Annotated in this window: 6 protein-coding genes; all 6 read right to left on the bottom strand. The window is 69.8% G+C overall.

Translation table 11 applies throughout. The features are described from left to right. On the bottom strand, positions 1-399 hold a 399-nt coding region (locus ABFS34_15330), incomplete at its 3' end, for a hypothetical protein (protein ID MEN8376799.1). Between the two features lie 185 nt (positions 400-584). Continuing rightward, positions 585-2,072, bottom strand: a complete 1,488-nt coding sequence (locus ABFS34_15325; protein MEN8376798.1) for a GspE/PulE family protein — start codon at positions 2,070-2,072, stop codon at positions 585-587. Continuing rightward, positions 2,069-3,622 (bottom strand): secretin N-terminal domain-containing protein, encoded by a 1,554-nt coding sequence (locus tag ABFS34_15320; protein MEN8376797.1) that lies wholly within the window; start codon positions 3,620-3,622, stop codon positions 2,069-2,071. Before ABFS34_15320 ends, ABFS34_15325 begins: the two co-directional genes overlap by 4 nt. Before the next feature lie 640 nt (positions 3,623-4,262). Beyond that, on the bottom strand, positions 4,263-4,853 hold the full coding sequence (locus ABFS34_15315) for a hypothetical protein (GenBank protein MEN8376796.1): 591 nt from the start codon (positions 4,851-4,853) through the stop codon (positions 4,263-4,265). After that, the gene (locus ABFS34_15310; GenBank protein MEN8376795.1) at positions 4,850-6,121 is read right to left on the bottom strand and encodes a hypothetical protein; all 1,272 of its coding nucleotides are present in this window, start codon (positions 6,119-6,121) and stop codon (positions 4,850-4,852) included. The genes ABFS34_15315 and ABFS34_15310 overlap by 4 nt, the downstream gene beginning before the upstream one ends. Continuing rightward, positions 6,111-6,708, bottom strand: a 598-nt coding sequence (locus ABFS34_15305) for a helix-hairpin-helix domain-containing protein (GenBank protein ID MEN8376794.1), incomplete at its 5' end; no start/stop codon positions are given. The genes ABFS34_15310 and ABFS34_15305, both read right to left, overlap by 11 nt.

Below are 6,708 nucleotides of genomic sequence, written 5' to 3'. Positions count from 1 at the left end.
CTTGATCTCGCCCGTACCAGCGCCGCCAGCCGTGTAGGTAACCGTAATGGTTGCAACCGCCTCTGGCTGAGGGAGCAGGAAGCCGTCGATCTCGGTGATGTCGGGAACGCACGCGGTGATCTGACCCGTAGGCGTGCACGTCACGTCGTAGAAGGGCACTGTCGTGGGCGCGATGACGAACATCTCGAACATCACCATACCCGTCGAGCCACCGTCCACCGTGATCGGCTCCTGGTCGGGCGTCACCGAAATGTTCGCCGCTGGTTCGGCGACCGGCCCTTCGAGGCCCAGTTCACTGGCCACAACGATCGACTCCGAGGCAGGCGCCTCTTCTGTCATCATCGCGCGTGCGAGGGAGAACAACGAGACCAGCAGGACCAGCGCGAAGCGGGTAGCCACGGGACGGCTCCTTCAGTGCAGGTGGACCGGACGACGCGCGCGTGTAGCGAGCATCGTCCTTCTTTGCTCCACCTACTTATCTATTGGGGAGGAACCACTCGAAGGGAGGACCGATCGTACCAAAATCGGTACCGATCGTACCAACAACTCGACATAGCGTACGCGGGGCGGGTTCCGTGCGGTTTCTATCCGCTCACGCGCGCGATTTCGTGAGGTGTAGTGAAGCCTTTCTTAACGAACTCTACCGCCGCATCAGCCAGCATTCGCATCCCGGCTCTGACGGCTTGGTCACGGATGTCCATCGCGGACCTGCCGCGACCGAACTGCGCGCGCGCGTCATCGGACATGGAGAGCAGTTCGTATGTGCCGGTTCGGCCCCGGAATCCGGTGCCACGGCATTCTGAGCAGCCAGCGCCGCGTCTGACCCTGTCGAGGCGCGTCCCGGTTGCCTCGGCCCAGCTCGCCTCTGAGTCGCTCGGCGCGGTCCAGCGTCCGCACTCCGCGCAGGTGAGTCGGACTAGACGTTGGGCCAGCACGGCTTGGACAGTGCTCGCGACCAGGTACGGCTCGACACCCAGATCGACCAGCCGCGTGAGCGCGCCGGCCGCGTCGTTGGTATGCAGCGTGGACAGCACCAAGTGGCCGGTCAGCGCGGCGTGGATCGCGATCTGGGCGGTCTCCAGGTCGCGGATCTCTCCCACCAGCATTACGTCGGGGTCCTGGCGCAGCAGGGCGCGCAGCGCGGACGCGAAGGTCAGGCCGATGCCCGGCTTAATGGAAACCTGCACGGCGCCGGGCAGCTCGTACTCCACCGGGTCTTCGACCGTGAGGACCTTCTCCGTCCCCGAGCGGATGTGATCGAGCGCGGCGTAGAGGGTCGTGGTCTTTCCCGAACCGGTTGGGCCGGTGACAAGCACGATACCGTGGGATCTTGAGGCTGCCGATAGGAACCGCGCCTGAAGCTCGGCTGGCATGCCCAGCTCGTCGATGCTCAGGCGCGCCGATGCGGAGCCCAGCAGCCGCAGAACCACGCTCTCGCCATGGAGAGACGGCAGCATGCTCACGCGTACGTCGAGTTGCCGACCTGACACCGCGAGTCGAATCCGCCCGTCCTGCGGGAGTCTTCGCTCGGCGATATCCAGCTCCGCCATGATCTTCAGGCGGCTTACGATGGCCGCCGCCATCCCGGCCGGTGGCGACGGGGCGTCGAGCAGCACGCCGTCGACGCGGTACCGCACGGCTACGCCCGCCCTCGACTGCTCGATGTGGACGTCCGACGCGCGCGCCTCGACGGCCTCGGCCAACAACATGTTGACGAGCCGGATCACCGGCGCCTCGTGCGCCTGACTGACCAGATCGTCGATCGCGGCTTCGTCGTCGGGCCGGGCGACCTCCGCGGAGAGGGAGTCGATCAGCGCGTCGGCCGTCGTGGCTGCTTGTCCGTAGGCTCGCCGCACGGCTGCGGTGCCCTCGTCTTCGCTTATGGGCGTGATGCGCAGCGGGCGGCGAAGGAGCAGGCTCAATTGGTCCAATGCGTGCCGGTCCGCTCTCCGTCCCCACGCGCCGATCGTGGCGGCCTCAGGACCGATCGCCAGAGGGATCAGTCCGTGCTCCAACAGGAACTCTTCGGTCAGGTCTGAATTGAGGCGCCCGACGGCGCCGAGCTCGCTCACCGCCCGCCGAGGGGCTCCGGGTCCGGCATTGAACCCGGGGGCAGCGGCGCGAAGGGGTCGGTGGGAGCGATGGCGCTACGAGGGTCGGGGAGGCGCTCCTTGAGGTGTCGGGTGGTGCCCTCCAGGTCGCTGCGGATCCGGTCCACGTCGTCGTCCGAAGCGACCACGTGAGGCGTGATGAACAGGAAGAGCTCGGTGTTCACGGTTGCGTGCCTGGTGGACCCGAACAGGTAGCCCAGCACTGGGATGTCCTTGAGCAGGGGGATGCCGGACCGCGACGTTTCCGACTGCTGGTCGATCAGGCCGCCGATCACGATGGTCTGGCCGTCGCGCACCATGAGCTGCGTCTCCGCCTGGCGCGTGCTGATCACCGGGGCGCCGAACTGCGTCTCCGCGGTTGCGGTGCTCACCTCCTGAATCACCTCCATCGACACGTAGCCGTCCGGGTTGATGGTCGGGCGAATCGTGAGCGCGGTGCCCACGTCGCGGTACTGGATCACCTGGTCGCGCACAGCGTTCTCGGTGGGCAGGGCGCGCAGCACCTGGATGAACGGGCGCTCCGAGCCGACGAGGATGCGCGCCAGCTCGTTGTTCTGGACGAACACCACGGGGCGGCTGAGGATCGTAACGTCCGACTTGGTGGACAGCGCGGAAATCAGCGCGTCGGCGTTGACGCCCCCGATCCCGCCGACGCGCAGCTCCAGGTCTCCATTGGTGCTGCCGAACAGCTCCCCGCCGATCGTCAGGCCGGACTCGCTGTCGGTCGCGTCGGGGGAGAAGATGGACAGGCCGAGGTCCTCCAGGCTCGAACGTCGAACCTCGGCGATCAACACCTCGATCAGTACCTGTAGCGGGCGCAGGTCGAGCGCTTCGACCGCCGACCTGACGACCTCCCAGTCCGCCTCGGACGCGCGCACCAGGAGGGAATTGGTTTGCGGATGGGGGACGATCTGGATCGGCTGCTCCAGCGTGCCCGACAGCGCCAACGTGGTCGCGGCTGGCTGCGGCTGAGGCATCTCTACCGGCTGCTCGTCCGTGAAGGGCGGGATTCGCCGAGTCCGGTCGGACGATGCGCCCGCGAGATCCTGCGCCGACGCTCCCACCGCCGCGCCCTGACCGAAGAGCGCGCCGATCGTCTGCGCCAGCTCGGCGGCCTTCGCGTGGCGGAGTCGGTACACCCAGAGGCGCACCGCGCCGCCCCCGGCTACAGGGCCGCCGTCCGGCGGCTGGACCTGCGCCCCAGCCAGTGCGGCGCTCGGCTGGATCCGAAGCAGGCCGCCCTGCTCTATCACTTCCAGGCCGTTTGCGTCGGCAAAGGTCCTCAGCAGCTCGAGCATGTCGGCGCGGGGCACGGGAGCGTTGGTCCGCAGCGTGACAACCCGCGCCGGAAGGTCGCCGTACACGACGTTGAGGCCGCCGGCCTCGGCCAGCGCCGCTACCACCGAGCGAAGATCGGCGTCGCGGAAGTCGAGCGTGACTCCGTCCGCAGTCGCGGTGACCTGCGCCGGTTCCTGAGCGACAAGGGGTGCGAGATCGATCGGTCCAAGCATCGCCGCCGCGACGGCGAGCGCGCACCACGGGCTAGATGGGAGCAGATCGGGTGTGGCCCTCATCGGTCACCCGCGCGTAGCTGCAAGGACACCGTTCCGGCCTCGGTGCGGACGACCACGCCATCACCCTCGACCCGCACGAGGCGCAGGTTACCCCACGCCTCGCCCTCCCGTACTAGGCGCGGCGACACCCCATCGCGCGCCAAGACGGCGAAGGAGCGCCCTCCCGGCACGACTCCGGTTCCTACGAGTCGAACGGCGACTGGTGGAGCTGTTTCTACCGGGGCGTCTGGCTCCGGCGCGGTGTGCGACGCAAGCCCGTACCGCACCAACGGCGGGCGCCGCTCGGGGTGGAAGGGGTTGTCCGCCGCCAGGCTCCCCGGGGATCGCGGTGCCGTTGGACGGGGCGGGGCAAGAGCATTGGCTGTCTGGCTCGCCGCTGGCGCGACCGCAGCCACGGCTGGCGGCCGGACAGCCATGACGGTAGACAGCAAGACCGCCCCCGCGCCCGCCACGCCGATCGTCCACGCGAGGGCATCCGAAAGACGCGCGCACCAGAACGGATCCACCGGCCGCAGCCGGCGAAGGACCCGCTCCGGTCGCGGGACCCAGCCGGACGTGAAGGGGCGACCCGACGAGGTCACCGTTCGTCCTCGGCCACTCGCCCGGCCGGCCGGTAGCCGCGCAGCAGGATACGGACGTCCAGGGGCTCGCCGGCGGCGGGATCCTGCCGGTCGCGCGGAGAGACGGATAGCTGGCGCACGTGGATCAACTTCACCCCGCGTTCGAGCTTCTCCATCGTCTTCTCGAGTCCGTGCACGTCGGTCTCGCCCGATATCAGCACGTCGATCGGCGCGACCGCGGACTCCAGGGACTCCCCCTCCTCGAACCGGAGATCGTGCACCAACACGCCCTCCACGGCCGCGGTGAAGCGGGCGAAGTCGGAGGCGCTCGCGATCTCCTGGCCCGAGGGTGCCGGCCCCGACGTCACGAACATCCGCGCGGCGTGGTAGTTCAGGATGGAATCCAGGCGAGGCGGAACGGCAACGCCAATGGCCTCGGCGTCCACCAGAGCGCGCTCCCGGCCCAGCAGCGCGGCCTCGGCCTCGATGGCGTCCCGAAGCTCCGCGACCCCGTTCACGTACGGGCGGGCCGCTCCAGCGTACGCCAGGACCGGACCGATCAGCCACGCCCCGATGACGAGCGCGCGATGGTCACGAGCGCGAATCACGTCTCACCCCCGGCGACGCACGGGCGGATCATCAGCACAAGCCGAAAGGCCGTGCGATCCGATCCGGCGCTTTTGGGTCCCTCTTCCAGCAACTCGGCGCGGCACTCGCCCGCGATCAACGCGGCGCGGAGCCCGACGAGATCCGCGCCCTCGCCGCTCAGGGTGAGTGTGTCACCCGACAGCGTCGCTCCGGTCAGGAAAGCATCTCGGGGCAGTCGATCGGCTACCCACTCCAGCGCCGAGAGGCCCAGCCTGGGCACGCCGTCCAGCGAGTCGAGCGTCGCCGCGGTCGCAAGCGCGGCCTCGCGCTCGGCGCGGATCTCGAGCGCGAGCTGGACGTGCTCCGCAATCGAAGCCCGGTCCCCCCGGATGCCCTCGAGCCGCCGCCCCAGGCCCGCGTGGTGGATCGCGGCGGCGCCGAGGAAGAGCAGAAGTCCCGCCGCGATGGCGCGGATACGTGTGCGGGCCCGCGTCCGGCGGAGCCGGACCATCATCGGAGCGGTGAGGAAAGCCCCGTGCGTCCGCCGCGACCCGCCCACAGCGGCGAGTAGCAGCGCGTCGTCAGCGACGCCCGCGGGGAGCGCAGCGGCCGCATCCCGTGGCCGGACCGCGAGACCGGTCCGCGCGCGCACGGGCCAGGCGCGCAGCCTCGTGACGCGCCCCTGGTGTCCCCACACGACGTCCCGCCGCCCGGTCCGCTCGGTACCGGCGACTACGATACTCATTCCGCCCCGGCCGTTCCTGATGGCCCGGGCCCAGGCGGAGGCGGCCGGAACGACCTCGGGGTTGGCCAGGCCGGCGTCCTTCGCCGCTCGCCGAATCGCGGCTAGCAAGCGCCCATCGGCCACGGCGCAGAGCCGCGGCGGCGCCAGGTCGTAGGCCCCGTCGAAGTTCATCGGGGCCAAGTCACCGATCGACACGGCGACGTGATCGGGCGCGTTCAGGAAGTAGCGGGCGGCGTGCGCTTCCAGCAGCGCGTGGGTCTCCGCTTGACCAAGGCGCGGCAGCCGGAGCAGCCGCCAGTCGCAGATCGGCGGGCACAGCGCGACCACGACAGGAAGCGGGTCCGGACCCCCGCGTTGGGCGACCGATCTGAGGCCGGCGAGGTAATCGGCCAGCGCGGGCCAGTCCTCCTCCCCGCCCCACTCCGGCAGTCGGGCGCTTCGGGTGAGCGGACTCAGCAGCGGCCGGCCCCTAGCGGTTACCAGCGCCGAGAGAACCCGATCTCCGCTCAGCGCGACGCCCAGATGCGACGGCCTACCGCGCATGACGCACCCAGGTCCTGTAGGCGGTGCCACCTTGCCGCTCGAACAGGGCGAACGCCGTGTGGGTGATCCGGCCCCCGGTCGTCCGGCCGCGCGACTCCACCAGCACGCGCTCGGTCTCGAACGTCGTCCGCGCCACGAGCGCTGGAAGTCGCGCTTCGATCGATTCGCGCTCAGCCTGCGGCAGCCTGAGGGCGACGTCGTAGACGCTGGAGAACTGCCGCCCGGACGCACGCAGCGTCTCGATCCGCGTCGCCGCCGACGGGCTCAAGCCGGGAAGCGCGGCCATCACGGGCGCTGGGGCCGTGTTCAGGTTGACGCGTCCGTCGCCGGTGACGGCGATCATCGGCGCGATCACGGCATATGTCTCAGCGCTCACGCCGCGCACGTGCCGCAGCTCGGTCACGTCGCCGAAGGGCCCGTTCGCCGGCAGAACGGCGTACCCGCGCGAGCGGTACCAAGCCCCCTCCGCCCCGCGGGCCCGGTACAGGTCGTCGCTGTCGCGCCAGTCCATGATGGACTGTGCGATGGTCTGCGCCGTCGAGACGTCCGCGCCGGCGGTCGTGAGGAAGTTCGTCAGTTCGCGCTCG

The sequence above is a fragment of the Gemmatimonadota bacterium genome, assembly GCA_039715185.1.
GTDB lineage: Bacteria > Gemmatimonadota > Gemmatimonadetes > Longimicrobiales > RSA9 > DATHRK01.
The sequence above is the reverse complement of the archived record's forward strand: the minus strand, read 5'-3'. Positions and strand labels throughout refer to the sequence as shown.